Origin of the sequence: Pseudomonas sp. 9Ag (assembly GCF_902506445.1) — a bacterium.
GTDB classification, from domain to species: Bacteria; Pseudomonadota; Gammaproteobacteria; order Pseudomonadales; family Pseudomonadaceae; genus Stutzerimonas; species Stutzerimonas stutzeri_AB.
Map to the genome: position 1 here is coordinate 4147983 of NZ_LR733836.1, position 26196 is coordinate 4174178.

The 26196-nt window shown below is 62.8% G+C and carries 20 protein-coding genes and 1 tRNA gene; 13 read left to right on the plus strand and 8 right to left on the minus strand.

All coding sequences use genetic code 11. The features are described from left to right. Positions 1-60: 60 nt before the first annotated feature. The 6 genes from uvrD to ALTERO38_RS19020 all read left to right on the plus strand — a co-directional run bounded on the left by uvrD (position 61) and on the right by ALTERO38_RS19020 (position 8255). A complete protein-coding gene (gene uvrD / locus ALTERO38_RS18995) occupies positions 61-2250 on the plus strand; it encodes a DNA helicase II (protein WP_159969330.1) in 2190 nt (729 codons plus the stop codon). A gap of 56 nt (positions 2251-2306) precedes the next feature. Then, positions 2307-3416 (plus strand): TRAP transporter substrate-binding protein, encoded by a 1110-nt coding sequence (locus tag ALTERO38_RS19000; protein WP_102837110.1) that lies wholly within the window; start codon positions 2307-2309, stop codon positions 3414-3416. 134 nt (positions 3417-3550) lie between these two features. Next, complete coding sequence (locus ALTERO38_RS19005) at positions 3551-4396, plus strand: Tim44 domain-containing protein (RefSeq protein ID WP_159969331.1); 846 nt, start codon at positions 3551-3553, stop codon at positions 4394-4396. Between the two features lie 400 nt (positions 4397-4796). Continuing rightward, positions 4797-6206, plus strand: coding sequence for an L-seryl-tRNA(Sec) selenium transferase (selA, locus tag ALTERO38_RS19010; RefSeq protein WP_159969332.1), 1410 nt, complete (start codon positions 4797-4799; stop codon positions 6204-6206). Continuing rightward, the gene (selB, locus tag ALTERO38_RS19015) at positions 6203-8119 is read left to right on the plus strand and encodes a selenocysteine-specific translation elongation factor (RefSeq protein WP_159969333.1); all 1917 of its coding nucleotides are present in this window, start codon (positions 6203-6205) and stop codon (positions 8117-8119) included. Before selA ends, selB begins: the two co-directional genes overlap by 4 nt. Positions 8120-8159: 40 nt before the next feature. Next, positions 8160-8255: transfer RNA gene (locus ALTERO38_RS19020), tRNA-Sec, on the plus strand. Between the two features lie 164 nt (positions 8256-8419). On the opposite strand, the gene ALTERO38_RS19025 is transcribed toward ALTERO38_RS19020, so the two are convergent. Then, positions 8420-9493 (minus strand): substrate-binding domain-containing protein, encoded by a 1074-nt coding sequence (locus tag ALTERO38_RS19025; RefSeq protein ID WP_159969334.1) that lies wholly within the window; start codon positions 9491-9493, stop codon positions 8420-8422. A 161-nt stretch (positions 9494-9654) separates the two neighbouring features. Here ALTERO38_RS19025 and ALTERO38_RS19030 point away from each other — a divergent pair, with 161 nt between their 5' ends. The 4 genes from ALTERO38_RS19030 to ALTERO38_RS19045 are packed head-to-tail and all read left to right on the plus strand — an operon-like array spanning position 9655 to position 14941. Next, the gene (locus ALTERO38_RS19030; protein ID WP_159969335.1) at positions 9655-10164 is read left to right on the plus strand and encodes a formate dehydrogenase subunit gamma; all 510 of its coding nucleotides are present in this window, start codon (positions 9655-9657) and stop codon (positions 10162-10164) included. Beyond that, positions 10161-11729: an NADH-quinone oxidoreductase subunit NuoF gene (locus tag ALTERO38_RS19035; protein ID WP_159969336.1), complete on the plus strand. Its 1569-nt coding sequence runs from the start codon at positions 10161-10163 to the stop codon at positions 11727-11729. The genes ALTERO38_RS19030 and ALTERO38_RS19035 overlap by 4 nt, the downstream gene beginning before the upstream one ends. Further along, positions 11723-14635, plus strand: coding sequence for a formate dehydrogenase subunit alpha (gene fdhF / locus ALTERO38_RS19040; RefSeq protein WP_159969337.1), 2913 nt, complete (start codon positions 11723-11725; stop codon positions 14633-14635). The genes ALTERO38_RS19035 and fdhF overlap by 7 nt, the downstream gene beginning before the upstream one ends. Before the next feature lie 45 nt (positions 14636-14680). Then, a complete protein-coding gene (locus tag ALTERO38_RS19045) occupies positions 14681-14941 on the plus strand; it encodes a formate dehydrogenase subunit delta (protein WP_148925860.1) in 261 nt (86 codons plus the stop codon). Positions 14942-15171: 230 nt separating this feature from the next. Here the strand turns inward: ALTERO38_RS19045 and ALTERO38_RS19050 are convergent, their stop codons facing one another. The 4 genes from ALTERO38_RS19050 to ALTERO38_RS19065 all read right to left on the minus strand — a co-directional run bounded on the left by ALTERO38_RS19050 (position 15172) and on the right by ALTERO38_RS19065 (position 17448). Beyond that, the gene (locus tag ALTERO38_RS19050; protein ID WP_148925859.1) at positions 15172-16062 is read right to left on the minus strand and encodes a carbon-nitrogen hydrolase family protein; all 891 of its coding nucleotides are present in this window, start codon (positions 16060-16062) and stop codon (positions 15172-15174) included. After that, positions 16059-16655, minus strand: a complete 597-nt coding sequence (locus ALTERO38_RS19055) for a GNAT family N-acetyltransferase (protein ID WP_148925858.1) — start codon at positions 16653-16655, stop codon at positions 16059-16061. Before ALTERO38_RS19055 ends, ALTERO38_RS19050 begins: the two co-directional genes overlap by 4 nt. Next, positions 16655-17062 carry a ketosteroid isomerase-related protein gene (locus tag ALTERO38_RS19060; RefSeq protein WP_102837119.1) on the minus strand — a complete coding sequence of 136 codons (408 nt, stop codon included), beginning with the start codon at positions 17060-17062 and terminating at the stop codon, positions 16655-16657. The genes ALTERO38_RS19055 and ALTERO38_RS19060 overlap by 1 nt, the downstream gene beginning before the upstream one ends. 176 nt (positions 17063-17238) lie before the next feature. Continuing rightward, positions 17239-17448, minus strand: coding sequence for a DUF6434 domain-containing protein (locus ALTERO38_RS19065; protein ID WP_159969338.1), 210 nt, complete (start codon positions 17446-17448; stop codon positions 17239-17241). A gap of 232 nt (positions 17449-17680) precedes the next feature. Between ALTERO38_RS19065 and cfaB the strand changes: the two genes are divergently transcribed. Next, the gene (cfaB, locus tag ALTERO38_RS19070) at positions 17681-18862 is read left to right on the plus strand and encodes a C17 cyclopropane fatty acid synthase CfaB (protein WP_148925857.1); all 1182 of its coding nucleotides are present in this window, start codon (positions 17681-17683) and stop codon (positions 18860-18862) included. Positions 18863-18901: 39 nt separating this feature from the next. On the opposite strand, the gene ALTERO38_RS19075 is transcribed toward cfaB, so the two are convergent. The 3 genes from ALTERO38_RS19075 to ALTERO38_RS19085 all read right to left on the minus strand — a co-directional run bounded on the left by ALTERO38_RS19075 (position 18902) and on the right by ALTERO38_RS19085 (position 22821). Further along, positions 18902-19753 carry a universal stress protein gene (locus ALTERO38_RS19075; RefSeq protein ID WP_102837121.1) on the minus strand — a complete coding sequence of 284 codons (852 nt, stop codon included), beginning with the start codon at positions 19751-19753 and terminating at the stop codon, positions 18902-18904. A 14-nt stretch (positions 19754-19767) separates the two neighbouring features. Then, on the minus strand, positions 19768-21255 hold the full coding sequence (locus ALTERO38_RS19080) for a SulP family inorganic anion transporter (RefSeq protein ID WP_102837122.1): 1488 nt from the start codon (positions 21253-21255) through the stop codon (positions 19768-19770). Between the two features lie 369 nt (positions 21256-21624). Beyond that, on the minus strand, positions 21625-22821 hold the full coding sequence (locus ALTERO38_RS19085; RefSeq protein WP_159969339.1) for an HD-GYP domain-containing protein: 1197 nt from the start codon (positions 22819-22821) through the stop codon (positions 21625-21627). Between the two features lie 202 nt (positions 22822-23023). Here ALTERO38_RS19085 and ALTERO38_RS19090 point away from each other — a divergent pair, with 202 nt between their 5' ends. Next, the gene (locus ALTERO38_RS19090) at positions 23024-24787 is read left to right on the plus strand and encodes an ATP-binding protein (RefSeq protein WP_148925991.1); all 1764 of its coding nucleotides are present in this window, start codon (positions 23024-23026) and stop codon (positions 24785-24787) included. A gap of 27 nt (positions 24788-24814) precedes the next feature. Then, a complete protein-coding gene (locus ALTERO38_RS19095; protein ID WP_159969340.1) occupies positions 24815-26170 on the plus strand; it encodes a sigma-54 dependent transcriptional regulator in 1356 nt (451 codons plus the stop codon). The last annotated feature ends 26 nt before the right edge of the window (positions 26171-26196 follow it).

A 26196-nucleotide genomic window follows, 5' to 3' on the forward strand; every position in this document is an offset into this window, starting at 1 on the left:
CTCTAGCACCCCATCCGTTGCACGAGCGGGTCAGTCAGATTTCCGGCTAGAATGGCGCCCATGCATGACGATCTCTCTCTTCTCCTGAACTCCCTCAACGATGCCCAGCGCCAGGCCGTAGCCGCGCCGCTGGGTCGTCAATTGGTCCTCGCCGGTGCCGGCTCGGGCAAGACCCGCGTGCTGGTGCACCGTATCGCCTGGCTGCACCAGGTCGAGCGCGCATCTTTGCACTCGATTCTTTCAGTAACCTTTACCAACAAAGCCGCCGCCGAGATGCGCCAGCGCATCGAGCAGCTGATGAAGGTCAACCCGCAAGGCATGTGGGTCGGGACCTTCCACGGCCTGGCCCACCGCCTGCTGCGCGCGCACTGGCAGGAAGCCAAGCTGGCGCAGAATTTCCAGATCCTCGACTCCGACGACCAGCAACGGCTGGTCAAGCGGGTGATCCGCGAACTCGGCCTCGACGAGCAGCGCTGGCCGGCGCGCCAGGCCCAATGGTGGATCAACGGGCAGAAGGACGAAGGCCTGCGGCCCAAAAACATCCAGCCCAGCGGCGACCTGTTCCTGGCAACGATGCTGAGCATCTACCAGGCCTATGAAGAAGCCTGTGCCCGCGCCGGGGTCATCGACTTTTCCGAGTTATTGCTGCGCGCGCTGGACCTCTGGCGCGATAACCCAGGCCTGCTGGATCACTACCAGCGCCGCTTCCGGCACATCCTGGTGGACGAGTTCCAGGACACCAACGCCGTGCAGTACGCCTGGTTGCGCCTGCTGGCCAAAGGCGGCGACAGCCTGATGGTGGTGGGCGACGACGACCAGTCGATCTACGGCTGGCGCGGCGCTCGGGTGGAGAACCTGCACCAGTTCAGCGAAGACTTCCAGGACGCCGTAACAATCCGCCTCGAGCAGAACTACCGCTCCACCGCTTGCATCCTCAAGGCCGCCAACGCCCTGATCGCCAACAACCAGGGCCGCCTCGGTAAGGAACTGTGGACCGAAGGCTGCGAGGGCGAGCCGATCAGCCTCTACGCCGCCTTTAATGAACACGACGAAGCGCGCTACGTCGTCGAGAGCATCGAGAAAGCCATCCGCGAGGGCATGAGCCGCAGCGAGATCGCCATCCTCTATCGCTCCAACGCCCAATCGCGGGTCCTCGAAGAAGCCCTGCTGCGCGAACGCATTCCCTACCGGATCTACGGTGGCCAGCGCTTCTTCGAACGTGCCGAGATCAAGAACGCCATGGCCTACCTGCGCCTGATCCAGGCGCGGGACAACGACGCGGCACTGGAACGGGTAATAAACGTGCCGGCACGTGGCATCGGCGAGAAAACCGTCGAAGCCCTGCGCCAGCTGGCGCGCCAGCAGGAAACCTCGATGTGGGCCGCGCTGCACCAGGCGGTCGGCACCAAGGTGGTATCGGGCCGTGCAGCGAGTGCACTGAACGGCTTTGTTGAGTTGATCGACGGTCTCGCCCTGAAAGTCGAGGGCATGCAGCTGCACAACATGGCGCAGCTGGTCATCGAGCAGTCCGGACTGCTGGCCTACCATCGTGACGAAAAAGGCGAGAAGGCTCAGGCACGGGTGGAGAACCTCGAAGAACTGGTCTCCGCTGCGCGTGCTTTCGACAATTACAGCGAAGATCAGGATGACGAGCAGACCCCGCTTGCCGCCTTCCTCGATCACGCGTCGCTGGAGGCCGGCGAGCAGCAGGCCGGCGACCACGAAGACAGCGTGCAGCTGATGACGTTGCACAGCGCCAAGGGCCTGGAGTTTCCGTTGGTGTTCCTGGTCGGCATGGAAGAAGGCCTGTTCCCACACAAGATGAGCCTGGAAGAACCCGGCCGCCTCGAGGAAGAACGCCGCCTGGCCTATGTCGGCATCACCCGCGCCATGCAGCAGCTGATCGTCACCTATGCCGAAACCCGTCGGCTGTATGGCAGCGAGACCTACAACAAGATCTCGCGCTTCATTCGCGAACTGCCGCCCGCGCTGATCAGCGAAGTGCGCTTGAGCAATACCGTCAGCCGCAGCTTCAATACCCGCGGCATGAGTGGTGGCTCGCTGTTCGATGGAGCCAATGTGCCGGATACCCCGTTCAACCTTGGTCAGCGCGTGCGTCATTCGCTGTTCGGCGAGGGCACCATCCTCAACTTCGAAGGCTCCGGGGCGCAGGCCCGGGTGCAGGTGAATTTCGAAGACGAAGGAAGCAAGTGGTTGATGCTCAGTTATGCCAAACTGGAAGCGCTATGACGTTTACGTCAACCTGTACCGATACTAATAAAATTCGCCAAAGGAAATAGCCATTCATGAAACGCCGTCACTTGTTTGGTGTTGCCGCTGCCCTGCTTGCCTCCCTCAGCCTTGCAGGCTGCAACGACGAAAAGAAAGTCGAACCCACCGCCGAGCCCAAGGCTGCCGCCAGCGAAGCGCCCGAGACTTATAACTGGAAGATGGTCACCGCCTGGCCAAAGAACTACCCGGGTCTGGGTACTGCCGCCCAGCGTCTGGCCGATCGGGTCGAGGCCATGAGTGATGGCCGCCTGACCATCAAGGTCTACGCCGCCGGTGAGCTGGTCCCCGCCCTGGAAGTATTCGACGCCGTTTCCCGTGGCACCGCCGAACTCGGCCATGGCGCGGCCTACTACTGGAAGGGCAAGGTGCCGACCGCGCAGTTCTTCACCTCAGTGCCGTTCGGTCTGTCGACCAGCGAGATGAACGCCTGGCTGACCCGCGGCGGCGGCCAGGAATTCTGGGACGAAGCCTATGCGCCCTACGGTGTGAAGCCGATGGTAGTCGGCAACACCGGCATGCAGATGGGCGGCTGGTTCAACAAGGAAATCAATTCACTGCAGGACCTGCAGGGGTTGAAGATCCGGACCCCCGGCCTGGGCGGCGAAGTGCTGACCCGTCTCGGCGCGACCACCGTCAACATGCCCGGCGGCGAAGTGTTCACCGCCCTGCAGACCGGCGCCATCGACGCCACCGACTGGGTCAGCCCGTACAACGACCTGGCCTTTGGTCTGCACAAGGCTGCCAAGTACTACTACTACCCCGGCTGGCAGGAGCCTCAGGCCGTGCTCGAGCTCCTGGTCAACCAGAAGGCCCTCGACAGCCTGCCGGACGACCTGCGCGCCATCCTCACCGAGGCCGCCGGCGCCGCCAGCCGCGATATGATCGACGACTACGTCTACAACAACGCCATGGCACTCGATCAGCTCAAGCAGCAAGGCGCGCAACTCAAGCGCTTCCCTGACGAAGTATTGAGCGCCATGCGTGAGCAGTCTGATGTCGTTCTAGGCGAACTGGCCGCACAAAGCGAGCTGAACGGCCGTATCTGGGCGTCGATGAAGGCGTTCCAGGCGCAGGTCAAGCCGATGCAAGAGATCTCCGAGAAAGAACTGTACAACTGGCGCTGAGTCAGATGAGCCGCTGTGCTTGCCTAACCCGGTAAGCGCAGCGGAGCAAAAGCCCGAAACACTCTGCAACTGGCGCGCCCGCACTGGGGCGTGCACCATCCGCTTCGTATCTTCGTCCAACCCAGGAATACCAAATGCAACGTGTGCTCAGCATTTTCATGGCGCTGTGTATCGGCCTGACCCTCAGCCTCGACGTTCATGCCAAGCGCTTCGGCGGTGGTAAGAGCTTCGGCTCGGCGCCCAGCCATCAAACGCGCCAGGCGCCGCAACAGACCCAGGCCGCGCCAAACCAGGCAGGTCGTCAGACACCTGCCGCCGCCAGTGGCGCCTCGCGCTGGTTGGGCCCGCTGGCCGGCCTCGCCGCCGGTGGCCTGCTGGCATCCATGTTCATGGGTGACGGCTTCGAAGGCATCCAGTTCATGGACATCCTGATCTTCGGCGGCATCGCCTTCCTGCTGTTCCGCTTCCTTGCCGCGCGCCGTCGCCAGCAGCATCCGGCCATGGCCGGACACGGGAATGCGCCGATGCAGCGCGAAATGCCTGCACAGCAGTCGATCTTCGGCGGCAGCAGCGCCGCTCGTCCGGCTGCTGCTCCAGTGATCAACGCCCCAGCCTGGTTCAACGAGCAGAACTTCGTGACGGCCGCGCGCGAACACTTCCTCTCGCTGCAGCAGCATTGGGACGCCAACGAGATGGACAAGATCAGCGAGTTCGTCACGCCGCAACTATTCGAGTTCCTCAAGCGTGAGCGCGCCGAGATCGGCGATGCGTACCAGTCCACCTACGTCGACGACCTGCAGATTCAGCTTGATGGCGTAGACGACCAGGCCGACAAGACCGTTGCCACGCTGACCTTCGTCGGCGTGTCGAAGAACTCACGCTTCGACCAGGGCGAACCGTTCAGCGAAAGCTGGCGCATGGAGCGCGCCCAAGGCGAGAACCAGCCTTGGCTGGTGGCCGGTATTCGCCAGAACGCCTGAGCCGCTACCTGGGACGACTCCGCTCTGTTCTGAGTCGCTCGCAAAAGCCTCGCCGCATGGCGGGGCTTTTTTGTTTCTACACCACCGCTGTTTCCCGAGCGCAACGAACGGGCCGCGCCGTAGCGTTGAACGGGGTCGACCGCCCTGCTCGAGTGCACCAATGGCCGAATAACCTAGCCCTAAGGCAGCAACTTGCACGCCCATCCGCACCACCGCGAATGCCTCTATCCTGTGCCCAACGTGGCAAACATCGGCTGAACCCTGCTCGCAAATGGGCGTCTATGCTGTTCGGATAACAGTAATAGTCCAGAGGTCCTGCGTGTCAGGCAGCATCGAAACAAGGAATGGAGCCGCCGCTGCGCTCGTTCAGGGCGACCTGCCCACTGCACGCCAATCCACGATGACCAGCGTTCGCCTGCCTTCTATCGACAAGCTCCTGCGCGCGCCCGCCTGCGCCCCGCTGCAGCAGCGTTATGGCCGCAACGTTCTGCTCGACACGCTGCGCGACCTGCTCGACGAGCTGCGGGAGCCGGCTCGCCACGGTCAGCTGGCCGCGCTTGAGCTGTCCGAAGCCGTGCTAGCCGGCCGCGCCGGTGAACGTCTCGCCAACCAACACCGCAGCCGCGTGCGCCGCGTGTTCAATCTAACTGGCACAGTGCTGCACACTAATCTGGGTCGCGCCCTGTTGCCGGATGAGGCCATCGAGGCGATCACCCTGGCGGCGCGCTATCCACTGAATCTGGAGTTCGACCTGGCCACCGGCAAGCGCGGCGATCGCGATGACCTCATCGAAGGGCTGATTCGCGAGCTGACCGGCGCCGAGGCCGTCACGGTGGTCAACAACAATGCAGCGGCCGTGCTGCTGGCATTGAACAGCCTTGGCGCCCGCAAGGAAGGCATCATTTCCCGTGGCGAGCTGATCGAGATCGGCGGCGCTTTCCGCATCCCCGACATCATGGCCCGCGCCGGTGTGAAGCTGCATGAGGTGGGCACCACTAACCGCACCCACGCCAAGGATTATGAAGCCGCAATCAATCCGCGCAGCGGCCTGTTGATGCGCGTACACACCAGCAATTACAGCGTGCAGGGTTTCACTGCCAGCGTCGGCACTGCCGAGCTGGCGCAGATTGCCCATGCGCACGGCTTGCCGTTGCTCGAAGACCTCGGCAGCGGCAGTCTGGTCGACCTTTCCCGCTGGGACCTGCCCAACGAACCCACCGTGCAGGAGGCTCTGCGCGACGGCGCCGACATCGTCACTTTCAGCGGCGACAAGCTGCTCGGCGGCCCGCAATCAGGGCTGATCGTCGGCAACCGCGAGCTGATCCAGAAGATCAAGAAGAACCCGCTCAAGCGCGCCCTGCGTGTCGACAAGCTGACCCTCGCCGCGCTGGAAGCGGTACTCAACCTCTATCGCGACCCGGATCGCCTGGCCGAACGACTCACCAGCCTGCGCCTGCTCAGCCGGCCGCAAGCGGATATCCGCATCCAGGCTAAACGCCTGGCACCCGCGCTGGCCAGCGCTCTGGGCGAGCCCTGGCAGGTCACTGTCGAGGAGGCGCTGGGCATGATTGGAAGTGGCGCACAACCGGTGGCGCGCCTGCCCAGCGCAGCCTTGTGCATTCGCCCGCAGCAGCCCCGGCGCCTGCGCGGCCGCAGCCTGCGCTTGCTGGAAGAGGCGCTGCGCGAATTGCCTATCCCGATCCTGGGCCGGGTCGCTGACGACGCGCTCTGGCTCGACCTGCGTCAGCTGGACGATGAGCCGGCGTTGCTCGCCCAGCTTTCGCACCTGCAGCAGGCGCTGGTGCCATGATCATCGGCACCGCGGGGCACATCGACCACGGCAAAACCGCCCTGCTCCAGGCATTGACCGGACAGGCAGGCGACCGTCGGCAGGAAGAACGCTTGCGCGGCATCACCATTGATCTCGGCTACCTCTACGCCTCGCTGGGTGAGCCCGACCTGACCGGCTTCATCGACGTCCCCGGTCATGAACGCTTCGTGCACAACATGCTCGCCGGCGCCTGCGGTATCGACTGTGTGCTGCTGGTCGTCGCCGCAGACGACGGCGTGATGCCGCAGACCCGCGAGCACCTGGCGATCGTCGAGCTGCTGGGGATTCGCCGGGCCCTGGTGGCGCTCACGAAAATCGACCGGGTTGAGCCATCCCGTATCGCCGAAGTCCAGCGGCAGGTAGAAGCCCTGCTGGAAGCTGGGCCGCTGTCCGGTGCGCCGATTTTTCCCGTGTCCAGCGTGTCCGGCGAAGGCATCGACGCGCTTCGCGCCCGCTTGCTCGAACATGCGACCGAAGTGCAGGCGCGCCGCGAAGACGGACATTTCCGCCTGTCCATTGACCGGGCATTCAGCGTGACCGGCGCAGGCGTGGTCGTAACCGGTACCGCCATCGCTGGTCGAACCCACGTGGGGGACGAACTGAGCCTGGGGCCGTCCGGCCGCAAGGTTCGCGTCCGCGGGCTGCATGCGCAGAACCAGACAGCCCAGGCGGCTCAAGCGGGCCAGCGCGTCGCCCTCAACCTCAGCGGCGAGCGGCTTTCAGTGGCCGATATCAGTCGCGGCGATTGGCTGGTAACGCCCGAGCTGCAGGATGGCACCCAGCGCATCGATATCGAATTCACGCTCTTAGCCAGCGAAGCCCGCGAATTGCGCCACTGGACGCCGGTGCACATCCACCTCGGCGCCCAGGATGTCACCGGCCGCATCGCCCTGCTCGAAGGCGAATGCCTAGCGCCCGGTGGCCACGTGCACGCGCAGCTGCTGCTCAATGCGCCAGCCCATGCGGTGCATGGCGACCGCGTGGTCCTGCGCGACCAGTCCGCCCAGCGCACCCTCGGCGGCGGCCGCGTACTCGACCCTTTTGCGCCGCCCCGCAACCGTCATCGTCAGGCACGCCTGGCGGTGCTACGCGCGCTCGCCGGGGACACGCTGGAAGATGTGTTGCCAGGGCTGCTGCCCAGCGCCCTCAACGGCCTCGATCCGGCCTTGCTGGAACGACAGTTCAACCGACCCCGGAAAACCTGGCGGCTTCCAGACGAGGCGCTGGAGATCACCACGCGGCTCGGCCCTAGACTGTTCGAACGCGGCACCTGGGACTACCTCGGCAAGAGCCTGGTGGCCGCCCTGCAGCGCTTTCATGACAGCCAGCCGGACGAGCTCGGCCCGGATCGCGACCGCCTGCGCCGGTACGCTCTGCCGTTACTGGAGCGTCCTATATTCATTGCCTTATTGGAACAGGCCCTGGCCGAGGGCAAGGTTGAAGCCAGTGGCCCCTGGCTGCACCTGCCTGGCCACCGGGTACGCCTGACCGACGAGGAAGAGGCACTGAAAGCCCGACTCTGGCCGCTGCTTGCCGCCAGCTGCTTCAACCCGCCCTGGGTGCGCGACATCGCCCGTGAGCTGGACGTCGAGGAAGAGCAGGTCCGCCAGCTGTTGCGCAAGCTGGCTCGCCTTGGCGCGCTGCAACAGGTAGTGAAAGACCTCTTTTATCCCGAGCAGACCATCCGCCTGCTGGCCAGCCAGGTTCTGGAGATGGAACGCCAGAGCGGCGTCATCCGCGCCGCAGCCTTCCGCGACCAGATCCAGCTCGGCCGCAAACGCAGCATCCAACTGCTCGAACATTTCGACCGAATCGGCTTCACCCGCCGGTTCGGCAACGAACGCAAGGTGCGACGAGACAGCGCCTTGGCCTCAGAGGATGAGGTCAGTTAGGCTGTCGCACGTTTTGTGACCAACAGGCCAACGTCATCTTGGAAGGCAATCGCACCCGGTGGTGCGGCCGGGCTTCAAACCCGGTTGGGGGCGGCAGCCGTCCCTGGGTGGGTTCGACTCCCACTGCCTTCCGCCATTCCTGCCTTTCCGTGTTCGTATCAGTGGCACATCGACTCGGCCGGCTCCGAGGTAACGCTGACGCTGAACCAGCAACGCCACATAATTTGTCGAACTTCAAAAATTTGACCGGCGGCCGACGAAAGGTGAGATTGCCCTGGAAACAGCGGTTGGCCGTTCTGGCTAACCGCAGCTGTCTTTCAAAAGTTCGTCAAAGGTGCAGATCTCGCCGCACTTATCAGGCGCATAGCCGGCCAGCTTGTCGATGTCTGCCAGAAACTCGTCCGATGTCATGGCCTGTAGCAACTGGCGCACGTTGTGCTGGCGTAGCTGCGTTTCGTGGCAGACCAGCAGGTAGTGTTCGGTCGCCAGGCTGATGAACTCCAGCCCGAACTGCGCGGCTGCCGCCTCGACACCGAAGCCGACATCGGCCATGCCCGCTGCGACGTAAGCGGCCACGGCGGTGTGGGTGAATTCTTCCTGGGCACCACTGGCGATCTGGGCTTTATCGATCTGGTGCTCTTCGAGCAGCAGGTTGAACAGGACACGGGTGCCGGAATGCTCGTCGCGATTGATGAAGCGAATCTCAGGACGGGTCAGATCAGCCAGTCCATGCACGTGCTTGCGCGTAGAGGCGCGCAAGATCAAGCCCTGCCGCCGCGTCACGAAGCGAATGACGCGAAGGTCCTGGCCGGCGAGGAGTGCTTGATAAACGGCTAAGACTCGCTTGGCCAGCGGAGGGAACGTGGGGAGATGGAAGCTGGCAAGGTCGCAGTCTCCCCGGTTCAGGGCACTGAGCGCTTCCTGCGGATTGCAATAGCGCAGGTTCAGCTCTCCAGGCAGATCAGCCAGGAGGGCGACCGCGTACCCATGACTCGCATGCAGCCGCAGCACCGGATGCGCGCCCTCAAGCAACTGCTGAAGCTGGTGGTTCAACTCGGAGGCCATGCTGTCGAGCTGAGGCTCCAGCCGCGCGCGCAGGCGTTGTTCGGACCACAGCAACTGTTCTCCCAGCTGCGATAACCGCGTGCCGTGCCCCTTACGCATCAACACCATGGGCATGCCGAAAAATTGCTCGCCACGGGTAAGCAGATTCCAGGCATGACGGTACGAGATATCCGCCTTATGAGCCGCCTGGGTCAGCTTGCCGGTGTCATGGATACCTTCGAGCAAGGCAAAGATGATCGGATCCAGCAATTCGCCGTTGCCATTTCTGAATAACCAGGTGGGCGTGATATGCAGCCTTGAGTTAAGCATTTTCGTTCATATTTTTTGGGTCAAATGGGTATGTTAGTTTGCTGATCACCTGATTAAAGCTTAACCCAATTAAGAATAATTATTCATATCTGATCGAACACAAGCTGTCGGTTGCCTGACCCTGACCGGCACGTTCGACTACCTGATGAGGCAACCAGGTCATGTCCACTACCATCTCGTCAGCTACCGGTGCCTGGACGCCGGCCCTGATCCAGCAAGTGATCGACGACCATAAGTCGATGCCCGGCGCCATGCTCCCTACTCTTCATGCCATTCAGGATCGCTTCGGCCACATTCCGGACAGCGCGGTTCCGCTTATTGCCGACTCCCTGAGCTGCACGCGGGCCGACGTACACGGCATCATCAGCTTCTATCATCACTTTCGCACCCAGCCTGCAGGGCGCAACGTGATCCAGATTTGCCGCGCCGAGGCCTGCCAGGCCGTGGGCAGCCGTCAGCTGGAAGCGCATGTCAAAGCCTCGTTGAAGGTGGATTATCACCAGACCACTCAGGATCGCGAAATTACGCTGGAGCCCGTGTACTGCCTGGGCAACTGCGCCTGCGGTCCCGCCGTGCAGATCAACAACGACGTCCATGGCCGCGTAACGCCAGAGCGTTTCGATGAACTGGCCGATGAGCTGAAGACTGTTGCGGTGGAGGTGAAGTGGTGACTATTACCGTTTATGTACCTTGTGATACCACGGCTCGTTCGCTGGGTGCCGACAAGGTTGCTCAGCGTATCGAGCGCGCCGCTGCAGCTCGCTCGCAAGAGCTGCGCGTTGTGCGTAACGGCTCACGCGGCCTGTTCTGGCTGGAGCCACTGGTTGAAATCGATACGCCAGATGGTCGGGTCGCCTACGGGCCGGTAACCCCCGAGGCGGTAGAAAGCCTCGTCGAGGCCGGTTTGTTTGAAGGCCGGCAGGACCATGCCCTGGCGCTCGGGCTTACCGAGGAGATCGAGTACCTCAAGCGTCAGCAGCGGCTAACCTTTTCGCGCATCGGTATCACGGACCCGCTATCGATCGACGATTACACGGCACTGCGTGGATTCAATGGCCTCAAGGCTGCGCTCTCCCGTAACGGCCAATCCATCGTCGACGAAGTCAAAACGTCCGGCCTGCGTGGCCGTGGCGGCGCCGCCTTCCCGACCGGCATCAAGTGGCAGACCGTGCTCAACGAGCCCGAGGGTCAGAAGTACATCGTCTGCAACGCAGACGAAGGGGACTCGGGGACCTTCGCCGACCGCCTGGTGATGGAATGCGACCCTTACATGCTGATCGAAGGCATGACCATCGCCGGTCTCGCTGTCGGCGCCGACCGCGGTTACATTTACCTGCGTTCGGAATATCCGCTGGCCAAGGCGATTCTTGACGAGGCCATACGCCGTGCAGTCAAAGCCGGCTACCTGGGCGATGATCTGCTGGGCTCCGGCAAGGGGTTCAACTTGGAAGTCCGCCTCGGCGCGGGCGCCTACATTTGCGGCGAAGAAACCTCGCTGCTCGAAAGCCTTGAAGGTCGCCGCGGTCTGGTGCGCGCCAAGCCACCGCTGCCGGCCATCGTTGGGCTGTTCGGTCGCCCGACCGTGGTCAACAACGTACTGTCCTTCGCCGCTGTGCCGTACATCATGGATCAGGGCGGCCAGGCCTACGCCGATTACGGCATGGGTCGCTCGCGTGGCACGCTGGCCGTGCAGCTAGCGGGCAACGTGAAGCGCGGTGGGCTGATCGAACTGGCATTCGGTATCAGCTTGAAAACGCTGATGGAAGATTTCGGCGGCGGCACGCGCAGTGGCCGCCCGCTCAAAGCCGTTCAGGTGGGCGGGCCTCTTGGGGCCTACCTGCCGGAAAGCCAATGGGACAACCCGCTCGACTACGAAGCCTTTGCCGCATTCGGTGGAGTGGTAGGGCATGGCGGCGTCGTGATGTTCGATGACACCGTCGACATGGGCGAGCAGGCCCGTTTCGCCATGGAGTTCTGCACTGTCGAATCCTGTGGTAAATGCACGCCGTGCCGGATCGGCGCCGTTCGCGGCGTTGAAGTCATCGACCGGATCCGTGCTGGTGAAAATGCCGAGATGAACCTCGAACTGCTGTCGGATCTGTGCGAGACCATGGTCGATGGTTCGCTCTGCGCCATGGGCGGCATGACGCCGTTCCCGGTGCAGAGCGTGATGAAGCATTTCCCTGATGATCTGACACCTCGACACGCCCTGGTGGCGGGAGGCATAGCATGCTGAACCATTTCGATCCCAAGCAATATCTGAAAGGCCAGGTCAACAGCTTCGACCCGGCCCTGTTCGACCGTGACCTGGGCACTCCGGCACGGACGTCCGAGACGACCATTAGCCTGGTAATCGACGGCATTCAGATCAGCGTGCCGGAAGGCACCTCGGTCATGCGCGCTGCCGCCCTGGCAGGCATCACGGTGCCCAAGCTGTGCGCGACCGACAACCTGGAAGCCTTCGGCTCCTGCCGGATCTGCGCGGTAGAAATCGAAGGGCGCCGCGGCTATCCCGCTTCGTGCACCACGCCGGTCAGCGAAGGCATGTCGGTCACCACGCAGAACGGCAAGCTGGCCAAGCTGCGTCGCAACATCATGGAGCTGTACATCTCCGACCACCCGCTGGACTGCCTGACCTGCCCAGCCAACGGTGATTGCGAGCTGCAGGACATGGCAGGCGCCGTCGGCCTGCGCGAAGTGCGCTACGGGTTCGAAGGTGCCAACCATCTGCATGCCGAGATCGACAACTCCAACCCCTATTTCAGCTTCGATCCGAGCAAGTGCATCGTCTGCTCGCGTTGTGTGCGTGCCTGCGCTGAAGTTCAGGGCACCTTTGCCCTGACCATCGACGGCAGGGGCTTCGACTCGACCGTATCGGCCAGCCAGAATCAGCCGTTCATGGAGTCGGAGTGCGTATCCTGCGGGGCGTGCGTGCAGGCGTGCCCGACCGCGACCTTGATGGAAAAGAGCGTCATCGAAGAAGGCGTGCCCGAGCACAGCGTAGTCACCACTTGTGCCTACTGTGGCGTGGGCTGCTCGTTCGAAGCGCAGATGAAAGGCGACAAGCTGATCCGCATGGTGCCTTACAAGGGTGGCGACGCGAACCACGGCCACTCCTGCGTCAAGGGGCGCTTCGCCTTTGGTTACGCGACCCACAAGGACCGCATCCGCGAGCCGATGATTCGTGATTCGATCGATCAGCCGTGGCGTGCCGTTTCCTGGGACGAGGCGCTGACTTTCGCTGCGCGGCGTCTGCGTGAAACCCAGGCGACCTACGGCCGGGACAGCGTCGGCGGCATCACGTCCTCGCGCTGCACCAACGAAGAAACCTATCTGGTTCAGAAACTGATTCGCGCCGCCTTCGGCAACAACAACACCGACACCTGCGCCCGTGTCTGCCACTCGCCGACAGGCTATGGCCTCAAGGCTACCCTGGGCGAGTCCGCTGGCACCCAGACCTTCGACTCGGTGATGAAGTCCGACGTCATTCTGGTTATTGGCGCGAACCCAACGGACGCGCACCCGGTCTTTGCCTCGCAAATGAAGCGCCGCCTGCGCCAGGGCGCCACCCTGATCGTCGCCGATCCACGGCGTATCGACCTGCTCAAAACGCCGCACGCGGAAAAGGGTCTGCACCTGTCGCTCAAGCCGGGCACCAACGTCGCGCTGGTCAACGCACTGGCACATGTAGTCGTCACCGAAGGGCTGGAAGACAAGGCATTCATCGAAAGCCGTTGTGAAACCAACGCCTACCAGAAATGGCGCGACTTCATCAGTGAGGCCCGCCATGCACCGGAAGTCTCCGAAGCGGAAACCGGCGTGCCGGCCGGACTGGTCCGCCAGGCAGCCCGCACCTACGCGATGGCCGGCAATGGGGCCATCTACTACGGCCTGGGCGTGACCGAGCACAGCCAGGGCTCCACCACCGTCATGAGCATCGCCAACCTAGCGATGGCGACCGGCAACATCGGCCGTGAAGGCGTGGGTGTGAACCCCTTGCGCGGTCAGAACAACGTGCAGGGTTCCTGCGACATGGGCTCTTTCCCCCATGAGCTGCCGGGCTACCAGCACGTTGCCGATCCGGAAGTGCGTCAACGCTTCGAGAGCGCTTGGAATACCACGCTCGATGACGAGCCGGGCCTGCGTATTCCCAACATGTTCGATGCCGCCGTGGCAGGCACCTTCAAGGCGCTCTATGTGCAGGGCGAGGACATCGCTCAGTCCGACCCGAACACTCAGCACGTCGAGGCGGCGCTGTCGGCGCTGGATTGCCTGATCGTTCAGGACATATTCCTCAACGAGACCGCCAAGTACGCCCACGTGCTGCTGCCCGGAGCGACCTTCCTCGAGAAGAACGGGACCTTCACCAACGCGGAACGACGCATCAACCGGGTACGTCGCGTCATGCCGCCGGTTGCCGGCATGGAGGACTGGGAAGTCACCCAAGCGCTTTCCAATGCGCTGGGATACCCCATGAACTACAGCCATCCGTCCGAGATCATGGACGAGATCGCGCAGCTGGCACCGACCTTTACCGGCGTCAACTACAGCAAACTCGAAGTGCTGGGCAGCATCCAGTGGCCGTGCAACGATGACTACCCGATGGGCACGCCGACCATGCATGGCGTGGACTTCCCGATCGGCAAGGGCAACTTCGCCATTACCGAGTACGTGGCCACCGAAGAGCGCGTCAACCGTCGCTACCCGCTGTTGCTCACCACCGGGCGCATCCTGAGTCAGTACAACGTGGGCGCTCAGACCCGTCGGACCGCCAACAGCGCCTGGCACGATGAAGATGTGCTGGAAATCCACCCGAACGACGCCGAGGATCGCGGCCTGAAAGATGGCGACTGGCTGGGTATTCGCAGCCGGGTCGGGCATACCGTGCTGCGTTGCCTGGTCAGCGATCGCATGGCTCCGGGCGTGGTGTACACCACCTTCCACCACCCAGGCAGCGGTGCGAACGTCATCACCACCGATAACTCGGACTGGGCGACCAACTGCCCCGAGTACAAGGTGACGGCCGTTCAGGTCGAGAAGGTAACGCAGCCCTCAGACTGGCAGCAGCGCTTCCAGGACTTCGATCAGAAGCAGCTGGGTTACCTGGAAAATGCCGAGACTGCGGAAGTGGCACTCAAATGAGTGCCCGCTTCATGGGCGATGGCACCGGACAGGAGGATGCCTCGAATGAATGAAATGGATACGCTGATCAAGATGTTGAATCAGATCACCGTGAACAACCGGCATCATCAGGACGATGCGGCAGCGGCCGAACAGATCGCGCTGCACCTGAAGAAATTCTGGGCGCGTCGGATGAAGGAACAGATCATCGACTACGCCGAGAACGACGGCAGCGCCCTGGAGCCGATTGCTCGCCTGGCCGTGCTGCGACTCAAACGGATGTCGGACGAGGTTCGAGACTGGGCCGAGACGTCCGATGCGGGATAGCAGGTTGTAGAACAGTTTTTTTGGCCACCTACAGGTGGCCTTTTTTTGTCTGGACGTCCAGCGTCAAGCATGGGGCAGAGTAAGAGAGGGAACGCGGAGCAAGGCGCCTGAGCGTCTGGTCGTGCAGGCACGACAGATCCAACACCCATCACCTGAAGCCCATACCTGGGCTGCAACCCGGCACATGTGGGCAAGCGCCCCGCTTCAACGCGTCAGCATTTCAATGGCTGTCAGGAGAAAGCGGCCTGCTCCGGCCCCTTCAACGCCAACTGCTTTGGCCAGTCTCGGTGGTTGAACACCTGACCCTCTGCGCGTATCCGAGCAAGCTCACGCAGGTCGAGGGTCGCAAACACCCAGTTCGCCTCATCATCCGCGCCTTCGACCAGGATGCCGTTATCCGGAAAACCATAATCCACCGGCGTATACACGCTGGCGCGGCCCGTATTGATATCAACCGCTTCGGACCAGGGCGCAAGGCCGGTGGTAGGCGACTGGACCACATAACACTGGTTTTCCAGCGCCCGTGCCTGGCAACCGATACGCACCCGATGAAAACCGGCCTGGGTATCGGTGCAACTCGGAACCAGCAGCAGCTCGGCACCGGCCGTAATCTGCTGACGGGCAATCATCGGGAATTCCGAGTCATAGCAGATCAGGATGCCGATACGGCCGAGTTCTGTATCAATGACACCAATACGTTCACCAGCACGAATGCCCCATTGCTCGTTCTCGAAACGAGTCATGATGAGCTTGTCCTGATGACCCAGGATCCCTTCTGGCCCGAACAGCGTCGCCCGGTTCACGACATGGCCAGCCTGCAATTCCGTCGGGAATGAACTGGCCAGAATCAGGACATCGTGACGGCGGGCCAGCGCCTGATGCAGGTCGCGCCACTTCGGCAGCAAGGTCTGCATCGCCTGGAGCTGCTGCTGCAAATCGCTGTACACCGCTTGGCCGAATAGCGAAGCCAGTTCCATGCTGCCGTATTCAGGAAATACCAGCAGCTTGGCATCTTGCTGTACGGCACTGGCGACCCAGCGTTCCAGCTTGGCCGTGAAGTCATCCCAATGAGAGAAAAAGCCGATGTCGTATTGGGCTGTCGCCAGGGTAAACGCACTCATGGCAAAGGCTTCATCCAGAAGGTCATGGGTTTGAGCGACTCGTGTGAATCGCCGAGGTCTTTCCAGCTGAACTGCGTGGCCAGTTCTGGGTGCCTTTCGTACCCACGGTGCTGCCAGAACTCATCCAGTGGCTGATAACCTGCAGGCCGAGCTGGGTGCGTAACAGGCCGCTCCACCGCACAGAAGCATGAATGCTTCATGCCGCCAGTCTCGCGCGCATGGTCTTCACGGTGTTCGAAGAACGCCACACCGGCACCCTGCCCTCGGTAGTCGGGCAGCAATACGGATTCGCCACAATAGAAGATCGTCTCAACGGCATAATCCGCCTCGCGGAAGGGCTGCTGGACCTCCTCCGTTTCATGAATCAGCGGCAGCCCCGAAGAAGCGCCCACCACCCGGTCGCCATCGAACGCCAGCACGATCACGCTGTGCGGCGCCTCGACATAGGTTTGCAGATAGCGCGCCTCGTATTCCGGATCGCCGTCGTACAGGTACGGAAAGTCTCGGAATACACGCATGCGCAACCGGGCCAGTTCAGGAATGTACCGATGAAGCGTGGCGCCGGATAAGCGCTGGAAGGTCAGCCGGGCCATCACGCGGACACTTGAGCAACCCAGTCTTCAAGGTTGTAGTAGTTGGTCACTCGCGCCACCTGCCCATCCCGAATGGCGAAGAATGCCCCCGCCGGGAGCCGGTAAGTCTGGCCGTTCGCTTCCGGTAGCCCTTCATCGGTCGCCAGGTATTCGCCCAGTACGGTGAACTCGACGGCCGCCCGGTCACCCGCTTCGTTCGTGGTGATCGAAAGATCCACAATTTTCTCCCGGTAGTTGCGGTTCATGCGCTGCATGAACTGTTCAAAGGCCGGCTTACCCACTTCTCGCCCGCTCTGATTGATGTCATGGATCACGTCATCGGTGAGAAGCGACAGGAAGGTGACCATGTCACCCGCATTGAAGGCGTCGTAGTAGCGTTGCAACAGCTGAGCGGTGGCCTGGTGCATCGAAAAATCTCCTGAAGGGGCGGAAATTTCGATAGTAGACAGTCTCGCCAAGCTGACGAAAGCGCGACACAAGGTGACTGGCAGAATCAAGCATGAGGCGGTCGTACCTGGAGATATCGACGGTCGTGACCAGCCTTGCCGTCCTATTCGGCGCTTTGGATAGGTAGCGCGTCGATTCAAGGCTGATGCCGTCTCAGCCATTCGCCAGCAACCTGTCCCATGGTCTTGGATGTTCCATCTTTCACCCAGGCCATGATGTCCTGATCAAATCTGAAGCCGGGCCCGCACGCCTCGATCATGAATCTTCGTACGTTCTGCGTGTTTCGATAGGTGTCGGTTACCGGTGTTTCATCAGTTATCCGGTCCTTATGCCAATCAAATTTCATCGCGGTCACCTTCGTATGCCAGACGGGTGCGAGAAGGTAAGCGGCAAGAGCGACGCAGAGATCTCGCTTCCGGCACAACGGCCCCAGGGCTATGCCTGCAAAGGTCCCGCGTCGCGATTCTGATGAATAGCCTTTCTCCCATGGTTACATAGCAAAAAACAATCGAACGGACGGCTGCAGGTCTCGCTCCTTCGTCTACCTTATTCGGAATGCTTGGAAGAGGAGCATGCGCATGTTGACCACATTGCTGCCAGCCCTTCGAGACTTGGAATTGCCTTTGCGCCTCAGGCTATGGGACGGCAAGGAAATCGACATGGGGCCCGCGCCCAGTGTGACGCTGGAGATTCGCGACCCAGGGCTGATACCTCGCCTGGCTCATCCCAGCCTGGCGCTGTTAGGCGGCGCTTATGTCGAGGGAAAGCTCGATCTGCACGGGCCGCTTGAAGAGGTGATCCGCATCGGTGACGAGATCAGTCGGGCATTGGGAGACGCACATCCGCAGCTGCCGGTGCGTGAAGCCCATGACAAGGCCACTGACGCCGAAGCGATTTCCTATCACTACGACCTGTCCAACGCCTTCTATCAGCTCTGGCTCGACCGCGACATGGTCTACTCCTGCGGCTATTTCGAGACGGGCAGCGAAGACCTCGATCAGGCGCAGCAGGCCAAGCTCCGGCACCTGTGTCGCAAGTTGCGCCTGCAGCCCGGCGATCGGCTGCTGGATGTAGGCTGTGGCTGGGGTGGTCTGGCGCGGTTTGCGGCGCGGGAATATGGCGCTGAGGTGGTCGGCATCACGCTCAGTCGCGAGCAGTTGAAGCTGGGCCGCGAGCGGGTCGCCGCCGAAGGGCTTGAGCACCAGGTACGGCTGGAGGTGATGGATTACCGCGATCTACCCAAGGACGCCCAGTTCGACAAGGTGGTCAGCGTCGGGATGTTCGAACACGTCGGGCACGCGAACCTGCCGATGTATTGCCAGCAGCTGGCCGCGGTGGTGCGCCCGGGCGGTCTGGTCCTCAACCATGGCATCACTTCGCGGCATACCGATGGCCGGCCGGTCGCACATGGCGCGGGCGAGTTCATCGACCGCTACGTCTTTCCTCACGGCGAGTTGCCGCATCTGGTAGAGATGGGTGCCTGCATCAGCGAATCGGGACTGGAAATCGTCGATGTGGAAAGCCTGCGTCTGCACTATGCGCGCACGCTGCAGCTATGGAGCGAGCGCCTGGAGTCACGGCTGGAGGAAGCGCAGCAGCTGATCCCCGAGCGGGCGTTGCGCATCTGGCGGGTATACCTGGCAGGCTGCGCCTATGGCTTCCGCCGCAACTGGATCAACCTGCACCAGATCCTCGCCAGCAAGCCGCTGCCCGACGGCTCCCACGAGCTGCCCTGGACGCGCGCGGATCTCTATCAGTAGCACTGCAGCCTCGCACCGATGCGCCAGGCTGACACGGACTCAGCGCAACAGCAGGAGCGGCGTGGTGGTCGAGCGAATCATGCTAGTGGTGGTGCTGCCAACGAGGAACTGACGAATCCGTGAGTGCCCGTAAGCGCCCATCACCAGCAGGCCAATACCGTGCTCGGCCTGGTAGGCATGCAGGGTGGGTTCGACTTCGCCGCCACGAATTGCGATCTGTACCTCGAAGCCTGCCGCCGACAGGGCATCGCGGGCCGCATAGAGCAGCGCGCGGTTGTCACCGGTGTCCTCGCCGACCATCACCAGATGGATCGGTATGCCTTTGAACAGCGGACTGGAGGCCAGCATTTCCACACCTTTGCGGGAAGTGGCGCTGCCATCAAACGCGAGCATGACGCTTGTCGGCACGGTGAAGCTGGCCGGGGTGACCAGGATCGGCCGGTGCAGGGTGCGAATCACGCTTTCCAACTGGCTGCCAATCAGCTGCAGGTCGGTGCCGCTGTCCTCGCCCTGCTTGCCGATCACCAGCAGCCGGGTGTCGGATTCCAACTCGCGCAGGCTTTCCACCAGATCGCCGTGCCGTTGCCGCACCTCCGGCTGCACCACCCCGGCAGTCAGGACGCGCTGCTTCGCTGAGTCGAGCATCATCCGGCCTTCTTCGAGCGCCAGCTTGCTGCGCTTTTCGTCCAGTGCGGCGAGTTCTTCGAGCAGGTATTCGCGGCTACCCAGGCCGATGATGCCGCTGAGGTTGCCGGCTGCCGGGTACTGCTGCTGGTCGAGGACATGCAACAGAGTCAGCGGTGCATCCAGCTGCAGACTGGCCCAGGCGGCGCAATCGCAAACGGCCGCAGCCTGAGGGGAACCGTCGATGCAGGCCAATACGTTGTTCATTGTTGTGCTCCTGGTCAGTGGCTCATCAGATCGTCGATGGCTTCGGGTTTGTCGTGCACACCGAAACGGTCGACGATGGTTGCGCTGGCTTGGTTCAACCCCAGCACTTCGACCTCGGTGCCTTCACGGCGAAGCTTGACGACGACCTTGTCGAGCGCCGCAACGGCAGTGATGTCCCAGAAATGCGCATGGGTCAGGTCGATGATGACGCTCGAGAGCGCTTCCTTGAAGTCGAAAGCGGACGTGAATTTGTCGGACGAGCTGAAGAACACCTGGCCGACCACACGGTAGGTGCGGCGGTTGCCTTCGGCGTCCAGCTCCGAACCGATATGCAGGTAATGGCCGACCTTGTTGGCAAAGAACAGCGCCGCCAGCAGCACACCGGCCAGCACGCCGAACGCCAGGTTGTGGGTAAAGACCACCACCACTACGGTGACCACCATGACGATGTTGGTCGACAGCGGATAGCGCTTGAGGTTACGCAGCGAATCCCAGCTGAAGGTGCCGATGGAAACCATGATCATCACCGCGACCAGCGCTGCCATGGGGATCTGGCCGACCCAGTCACTGAGAAACACCACCATCAGCAAGAGCACGACACCGGCAATCAGCGTCGACAACCGCGTGCGGCCGCCGGATTTCACGTTGATCACCGATTGGCCGATCATCGCGCAACCCGCCATGCCGCCGAACATGCCGGACACGATGTTGGCGACACCCTGGCCCTTGCACTCGCGGTTCTTGTCGCTGCCGGTATCGGTCAGGTCATCGACGATGGTCGCCGTCATCAGCGACTCCAGCAGACCGACCACAGCCAGGGCTGCGGAGTAAGGAAAGATGATCGCCAGCGTCTCGAAATTCAGCGGCACTTGCGGCCAGAGGAAGATCGGCAGGGTGTCAGGCAGCTCGCCCATGTCGGCGACAGTGCGGATATCCAGCCCCAGGTACATGGCGACGGCGGTCAGAGACAGGATGCAGACCAGCGGCGACGGGATGACCCGGCCAATCTTCGGCACATAGGGGAACAGATAGATGATGCCCAGGCCCGCCGCGGTCATCGCATAGACGTGCCAGGTGACACCTGTCAGTTCCGGAAGCTGGGCCATGAAGATCAGGATCGCCAGGGCGTTGACGAAGCCGGTGACCACCGAGCGCGAAACGAAGCGCATCAGCGAACCGAGGCGCAGGTAGCCGGCGCCGATCTGCAACAGACCGCAGAGCAGCGTCGCCGCCAGCAGGTATTGCAGGCCGTGCTCGCGCACCAGCGTCACCATCAGCAGCGCCATGGCACCGGTGGCGGCGGAAATCATCCCCGGTCGGCCTCCAACGAAGGCGATCACCACGGCAATACAGAAGGAGGCGTAGAGGCCGACGCGCGGGTCGACCCCGGCGATGATGGAGAAGGCAATCGCCTCTGGAATCAGCGCCAGGGCAACGACGAGGCCGGCGAGCACGTCGCCGCGGATGTTGCAGAACCAGTTTTGTTTGAGCGAATGAAGCATGGTGAATTCCGGAGCAAAGGCATCACCGGCAGACCGGAGGCGGCACGCGGTTGATACAAGGCTAGTTTCTGGATTTGAACAGGGTGCAATTGCGTGCATGAAATGCGACGCGCAGGCTACCGACCGCCTGTATGGCAAGGTGGTCGCGCTGGGGTGACGACAGGCGCTAAGGCGGAGTGGGCAGCCGGATCATGCGAAGAGACAGACTCGATTTAGGGCTCAGATCGCTCGAAGCCGCTTGAAACAGGCCGCGGATGATAGCGCAGCAAGCCCCCTGGCGCGACCCAAAGGGGCAGCCCAGGCGCCGCCGGCTGTCATGCCAGAGGCGGCCGAGACGCCGGTTTGTGCTCGCCCAGACAGGCGTCAGGCCTACCGCCAGAAGTCGTCGAGATTGTTGAAGCCCCATTGCGCCGGATCTTCGCGCCCGACGATGCGGTCATTCGACCCCCGCCGCGAAAGGTCCAGGTCCAGCTGCTGGATCGGCGTCTTGGCTTTGGCCGAAAAGAACACCCGCACCAGCGGTTCGGTGAGCTTTTCCGGGTGCTGATCGATCACCACGCCGAGCCGGCCAGACTCCAGGCGCACCAGGGAACCGAGCGGATAGATACCCACCGAGCGCACGAAGGCATGAAATATCTGGGTATCGAAGTGGCCGGTCCACTGCGCCATGCGGGCCAGCGATTCGGCCGGGTTCCAGGCTTTCTTGTAGGGACGGTTGGAGGTGATGGCGTCATACACATCACACACAGCGCCCATTCGCGCGAACAGGCTGATGTTCTCGCCGGCCAGCCGGAACGGGTAGCCGCTGCCATCGAACTTCTCGTGGTGATGCAGGCAGACGTCCAGCGCCGAGGCAGGCAGCGACCCCGCCGCGAGCAGCAGCGCATGCCCCCGCTCGGGATGGCTGCGCATGACAGCAAATTCGGCATCTGTCAGCGCGCCTGGTTTGTTGAGTACCTCTGTCGGCATGACCATCTTGCCGACGTCGTGCAGCAGCCCGGCCAGCCCGGCCTCGCTCACGGCGTCCTCGTCGAGGCCCAGCTGCCGGGCCAGGGAGACCATCAAGGCACAAACTGCGACCGAGTGCAGGTAGGTGTACTCGTCCTTGTGCTTGAGCCGCGCCAGGCCGATCAGTGCGGAGCTGTTGCGCGCCAACGAGTCGCTGATATCCGCGACCAGCGGCAGACAACTCTCGACACTGATGGCATTGCCCAGTCGCGCCTCGTTGAACAGCTCAGTGATCGCCTTTTTTGAGCGGCTGAGCACGCGAGCGGCGCGCTGCAGTTCATCGCGCGCACTGCACCGCGCAACGGCTGGAGCGCGCGGGTCTTCAGGCGGAGGAATAGAAGCCGGCGTTGACAGCACAACCGCCTGGTCGGCCACGTCGACGCCCTTGCTGATGTTGATCCAGACGCCCGTCAGCCCGCTCTGGCGCAGGCGCTGAAGATCTTCAGGGTCATCGATGATGAACTTGTTTTTCCAGAACGGATGCGCCAGCCAGCTGCCTTCGATGGCATGGAGATACATGCCTAAACGCACCGCATCAGTAGGAATTTTCTTCAGCATGGGCGCCTCGAGACGACAAGGGTTGGTCGAGCTGATCTCGTTGTAACCTGGCGTCCCTGCTGGCCGGCCCATTGTTTCGGGCGTCAATGACGCTAAAGTGCCACCATCCAGCCGTACTTGTACATTAGTCGAAAGATGTACACGTCTTGGAATCCGACGCACGGCCTGCTTTACCATGCGATTCCGCTATCGCGAGCCGATCATGATTGCCCTGTCCAGCCGCTACCGCGTCGCCCTCATCATCTCGCTGATTCTGGCCGGCCTGCTGCTGAGCATGTACTGGGCTGGGCGCATCGCCGAGCAACGCGCCTGGACCGAGCGCAGCCAGGAGGCCGCCGGCCAGCTCGAACTCTACGCCCAGGCGATTCATATCCAGGTGCAGCGCTTCCGTTCAGTTCCGGCGCTGCTGGCGCTCGACAGCGATATCCAGACATTGCTGAACAACCCCGGCAATCAGGCCCTGCGCGAGCAACTCAACCACCGATTGGAAGAGCAGAACCAGGCTGCCGGCTCCTCGGTGCTCTACCTGCTCGACCGCCACGGCGAAACCCTGGCGGCCAGCAACTGGCGCGACTGGAGCAGTTTCGTCGGCAATAACTACGCTTTCCGGCCCTATTTCATCGATGCGGTAGCGAACGACTCGGGGCGATACTTCGCGGTCGGCGTGACCACCGGCATCCCCGGCTATTTCCTCTCCAGCTCGGTCAAGAATGCCGAGGGCGAGGTGATCGGCGTGCTGGTGGTCAAGCTCGAACTCGAAGACATGCAGCGTGAATGGGTCGGGCAGTCCGGTATCCTGCTGATCTCCGACTCACTGGACATCGTCATCCTGACCAACCGTCCGGCCTGGCGCTTCCGCTACCTGCGCCCGCTGAGCGAGGCGGTGCGCGACCGTCTCGTCGCGGTCCGCCGCTACGCCGAACAGAATCTGCAGCCGTTGACGAGCCAGAACCTGCAGCAGATCGACGAGAACAGCGAGCGGCGCCTGGTCGACGGGCCCGATGGCCGCCGCGACTACCTCTGGCAACGTCTGGAACTGCCCGAGGAAGACTGGACCCTGCACCTGCTGCAGGAGCCGCAGCTGGTAGCCGCCAACGTCCGCAGCTACCGCCTGGCCGCTGCCGGCGTCTGGATGACGCTCGCGTTCCTGCTGCTGTACCTGGCCCAACGGCGCAAGACCCGCCGCGTGGAACGCCGCAGCCGCAACGAGCTGGAGCGTCTGGTAGAAGAGCGCACCCGCGAGCTGAACACCGCGCAGGATGAACTGGTGCATGCCGCGCGGATGGCCGCGCTGGGGCAGATGTCTGCCGCCCTCGCCCACGAGATCAACCAGCCCCTGACCGCCCTGCGCATGCAGCTCGCCAGTCAGCGGCTGTTGCTCGACAGCGGCCGCACCGACGCCGTGCGCGAAGGCATCGGCCAGGTTGAAGGCCTCCTCGAGCGCATGGCGGCGCTGACCAGTCACCTGAAAACCTTCGCCCGCAAGAGCCCCGCCGGGCTGCGCCAGCGTTTGAGCCTGGCCGAGGTCTTGGACCAGGCGCTGCAGCTGCTCGCCCCGCGCATTCGCAGCGAAGGGGTTGCGGTGGTGTGTCAGGTGCCGCACCAGGCCTGGGTCAGTGGCGATGCGATTCGCCTGGAGCAGGTGCTGATCAACCTGCTGACCAACGCCCTGGACGCCATGTGGAACGCCGAGAGCAAAGCGCTGCGCATCCTCTGCCAGCCAGAAGGCGACGGCTGGACGCTGAGCGTTGCCGACAGCGGTGGCGGCATCGCCGAGGAACATCTGGATCAGGTGTTCGAGCCCTTTTTCACCACCAAGCCGGTTGGCCAGGGGCTCGGCCTCGGGCTTGCCGTTTCCTACGGCATCGTGCGCGACCTTGGCGGCAGCCTCAGCGTGCACAACGATGCGCAGGGCGCGGTGTTCGAACTGCATATGCCAGCGGCCGAATCGCCCGGCGCCGAGTAGACTGGCCACTCGCAGGAGGAGTGACAGATGAGCGGTCAGGTGATTTTCATCGATGACGAAGCGGCAATCCGCCAGGCGGTGCAGCAGTGGCTGGAGCTGTCCGGCTTCAGCGTGCAAACCTGCGCCCGTGCCCACGAAGCGCTGGCTATCGTCGACCGGGGCTTTCCCGGCGTGCTGATCAGCGACGTGCGGATGCCGGACCTGGACGGCCTCGGCCTGCTGGAAAAGCTGGTGGCGCTGGACCCGGAGCTGCCGGTGATCATGGTGACCGGCCATGGCGATGTGCCGATGGCGGTGCAGGCGCTACGCCAGGGCGCCTACGATTTCATCGAGAAACCCTTCACCCCGGAACGCCTGCTCGACAGCGTGCGCCGCGCTCAGGACAAGCGCCGGCTGGTCTGCGAGAACCGTCAGCTGCGCGAGCAGTTCACCCGCAAAGGCCGCATCGAATCGATGCTGCTGGGCGTCTCGCGGACAATGGAGAACCTTCGCCGTCAGGTGCTGGAACTGGCCGGCACCGACGTCAACGTCTTGATTCGCGGCGACACCGGCAGCGGCAAGGAGCAGGTCGCGCGCTGCCTGCATGATTTCAGCCCGCGGGCACGCAACCCTTTCGTTGCACTCAACTGCGCGGCGATTCCGGAAACCATCTTCGAAAGCGAGCTGTTCGGCCATGAGAGCGGGGCGTTCACCGGCGCCCAGGGCAAACGCATCGGCCGCATCGAACATGCCCACGGCGGCACCCTGTTTCTCGACGAGATCGAGAGCATGCCGCTGGCTCAGCAGGTCAAACTGCTGCGCGTGCTCCAGGAAAAGACCCTGGAGCGGCTGGGCTCGAACCGCAGTATCGAGGTCGACCTGCGGGTGATCAGCGCCGCCAAACCGGATTTGCTGGAAGAGGTACGCGGCGGGCGCTTCCGTGAGGACCTGCTGTACCGCCTGAACGTCGCCGAACTGCACATTCCGCCGCTGCGAGACCGACGCGAGGATATCCCGCTGTTGTTCGATCACTTCGCCACCCAGGCCGCGCAACGCCACGGCCGAGATCCGCTGCCGGCCAGCCCGGCCGAACTGGCGCAGCTGCTCAGCCACGACTGGCCGGGAAACGTCCGCGAACTGATCAACGCCGCCGAACGCCATGCCCTGGGCCTGACCCCGCCTGCACCCGCCACGGCCCCAGCCGCCGTCGCCGGCACCTCACTGGCCGACCAGATGGAAGCCTTCGAAGCCCAGTGCCTGCACAGCGCCCTGCAACAGCACAAAGGCAACATCAGCGAAGTCATGGCGCAACTGCAGCTGCCCCGCCGCACCCTCAACGAAAAGATGCAACGCCACGGGCTGAGCCGCAGCGACTACCTGCCGGCGGGTAGCAACGACAGCTGATCCCGCACCCGGGACCCTGCATAGCG

Coding starts and splice junctions, on each gene's coding strand:
- ALTERO38_RS19050 (WP_148925859.1), bottom strand. CDS start 16,062: ATGAGTGCGTTTACCCTGGCGACAGCCCAATACGACATCGGCTTTTTC.
- ALTERO38_RS19025 (WP_159969334.1), bottom strand. CDS start 9,493: ATGCTTAACTCAAGGCTGCATATCACGCCCACCTGGTTATTCAGAAAT.
- ALTERO38_RS19075 (WP_102837121.1), bottom strand. CDS start 19,753: ATGAACAACGTATTGGCCTGCATCGACGGTTCCCCTCAGGCTGCGGCC.
- ALTERO38_RS19045 (WP_148925860.1), top strand. CDS start 14,681: ATGAATGAAATGGATACGCTGATCAAGATGTTGAATCAGATCACCGTG.
- selB (WP_159969333.1), top strand. CDS start 6,203: ATGATCATCGGCACCGCGGGGCACATCGACCACGGCAAAACCGCCCTG.
- ALTERO38_RS19065 (WP_159969338.1), bottom strand. CDS start 17,448: ATGAAATTTGATTGGCATAAGGACCGGATAACTGATGAAACACCGGTA.
- selA (WP_159969332.1), top strand. CDS start 4,797: ATGACCAGCGTTCGCCTGCCTTCTATCGACAAGCTCCTGCGCGCGCCC.
- ALTERO38_RS19080 (WP_102837122.1), bottom strand. CDS start 21,255: ATGCTTCATTCGCTCAAACAAAACTGGTTCTGCAACATCCGCGGCGAC.
- ALTERO38_RS19055 (WP_148925858.1), bottom strand. CDS start 16,655: ATGGCCCGGCTGACCTTCCAGCGCTTATCCGGCGCCACGCTTCATCGG.
- fdhF (WP_159969337.1), top strand. CDS start 11,723: ATGCTGAACCATTTCGATCCCAAGCAATATCTGAAAGGCCAGGTCAAC.
- cfaB (WP_148925857.1), top strand. CDS start 17,681: ATGTTGACCACATTGCTGCCAGCCCTTCGAGACTTGGAATTGCCTTTG.
- ALTERO38_RS19095 (WP_159969340.1), top strand. CDS start 24,815: ATGAGCGGTCAGGTGATTTTCATCGATGACGAAGCGGCAATCCGCCAG.
- ALTERO38_RS19090 (WP_148925991.1), top strand. CDS start 23,024: ATGATTGCCCTGTCCAGCCGCTACCGCGTCGCCCTCATCATCTCGCTG.
- ALTERO38_RS19085 (WP_159969339.1), bottom strand. CDS start 22,821: ATGCTGAAGAAAATTCCTACTGATGCGGTGCGTTTAGGCATGTATCTC.
- uvrD (WP_159969330.1), top strand. CDS start 61: ATGCATGACGATCTCTCTCTTCTCCTGAACTCCCTCAACGATGCCCAG.
- ALTERO38_RS19000 (WP_102837110.1), top strand. CDS start 2,307: ATGAAACGCCGTCACTTGTTTGGTGTTGCCGCTGCCCTGCTTGCCTCC.
- ALTERO38_RS19005 (WP_159969331.1), top strand. CDS start 3,551: ATGCAACGTGTGCTCAGCATTTTCATGGCGCTGTGTATCGGCCTGACC.
- ALTERO38_RS19060 (WP_102837119.1), bottom strand. CDS start 17,062: ATGCACCAGGCCACCGCTCAGCTGTTGCAACGCTACTACGACGCCTTC.
- ALTERO38_RS19030 (WP_159969335.1), top strand. CDS start 9,655: ATGTCCACTACCATCTCGTCAGCTACCGGTGCCTGGACGCCGGCCCTG.